Annotated in this window: 3 protein-coding genes; 2 read left to right on the forward strand and 1 reads right to left on the reverse strand. The window is 46.1% G+C overall.

Annotation, left to right across the window (positions count from 1 at the left end):
• Window positions 1–453, forward strand: a 453-nt coding sequence (locus tag R8N28_RS24220) for an SLC13 family permease (RefSeq protein WP_318123881.1), incomplete at its 5' end; no start/stop codon positions are given.
• A gap of 24 nt (window positions 454–477) precedes the next feature.
• The gene (cysC, locus tag R8N28_RS24225) at window positions 478–1095 is read left to right on the forward strand and encodes an adenylyl-sulfate kinase (protein WP_005454655.1); all 618 of its coding nucleotides are present in this window, start codon (window positions 478–480) and stop codon (window positions 1093–1095) included.
• A 90-nt stretch (window positions 1096–1185) separates the two neighbouring features.
• On the opposite strand, the gene R8N28_RS24230 is transcribed toward cysC, so the two are convergent.
• Window positions 1186–1650, reverse strand: a 465-nt coding sequence (locus tag R8N28_RS24230) for a TIGR03899 family protein (RefSeq protein WP_318183546.1), incomplete at its 5' end; no start/stop codon positions are given.

A 1650-nucleotide genomic window follows, 5' to 3' on the forward strand; every position in this document is an offset into this window, starting at 1 on the left:
CTTCGCCGCCGTTTTCCCATTGATATTGTGGTGATTGTGGGCTCTGCGCTCTCTATTGCGCAGCTGATGATTTCATCGGGCTTGTCCGTCAGGATGGGCGAAATGTTTATCGAAGCGTTTAACGGCTGGGGCGTATTTGGTGCGCTGGTGGCCACATACATCATGACCTTGGTGCTGACTGAATTGGTGACCAACAATGCCGCTGCCGCGTTAGCATTTCCGATTGGCTATAGTATGGCTGTCGGGTACGGAGTGGATCCGATGCCATTTATTATGGCGGTATTGTTTGGCGCAAGCGCGAGCTTTATTTCTCCCTACGGGTATCAAACCAATTTGTTGGTTTACAGTGTAGGTAATTACAAATTGACCGACTATGTGCGAATTGGTGTGCCGATTTCGATTGTGTATTCCGTATTGGTACTGACATTAATTCCGGTCTTCTTTCCGTTTTAATTCCGATAAATACAAGGATTCGTTATGACCGCTGAAACACCGGTAAAAGATGAAAACATTGTCTGGCATCAGCACACGGTTGATAAACAGTTTCGTGCTGAGCTGAAAAAACAGAAACCAGCAGTGCTTTGGTTTACTGGTTTATCTGGCGCAGGTAAGTCAACCGTCGCGGGCGCGCTGGAGAATCGTTTAGCTGAGTTGGGCTACCACACTTATTTGTTGGACGGTGACAATGTTCGTCATGGCCTGTGTAGCGATCTAGGCTTTTCTGAACAAGATCGCCGTGAAAATATTCGTCGTATTGGCGAGTTGGCGAAACTGATGGCAGATGCGGGTTTGATTGTGTTGTCCGCGTTCATTTCTCCTCACCGTGCTGAGCGTCAACTCGTTCGCGATTTACTGCCCGAAGGTGAGTTCATTGAAGTGTTTGTGAATGCATCTCTCGAAGTGTGTGAAGGCCGAGATCCAAAAGGTTTATACAAAAAAGCGCGAGCAGGTGAGATCCCAAATTTCACGGGTATTGATTCTGAATATCAAGCGCCAATCAATCCAGAAATCGATTTGCCAGCAGGCGAGAAGAGCGTCGAAGAGTTGGTTGAATTGTGTTTGAATGAGCTTAAACAACGTCGTGTTATCAGTTAACTCAGCTTTTGGATCATAGGTAGCCAAAAGCCTAGTGTACTGCTTGAGGAGCTTTTAGATCATAGGTGACCTAAAGCTCCTAGAGCGAAACTAAACGGTATAGTTCACGCTGCTGCTTGCTTCGGTGCTTACGCTAAACTTTTGATTTAACAAGGCGAGCATTTGGTCGTAGTACTGGGAATTTGGCTTGTTGCCAAGCAGTTTGCACAGTTCGTTACCCGTCGGCGTGAAACGGTAGTACAGCAGACGGATGCCCTTCGTATTCACTTGCAGAGACAAATTCTTGCCTTGATATGCCAGTATCAATGGCGTTTCAATGCCGATCTCTCCTGATTCCAGTTCTGTGCTATGCAGTAACCCCAATTCAATCAATACTAATAGACTTGAGTACGGCAATTGAAAGCTGCCCATATTCAGATTGCTGGTGGTATCTCGTTTACCAAAGTTGAATATTCCGCCATGTGCTTTATAGCCTATCAATAACTTTTTACTGTTATCGCCGCCAAAACTGCACGCCAAAGAGGCTGCTCTTTGTAGTGTTTGCGCTTCTTTTGG

Source organism: Vibrio sp. Vb1554 (assembly GCF_033344235.1).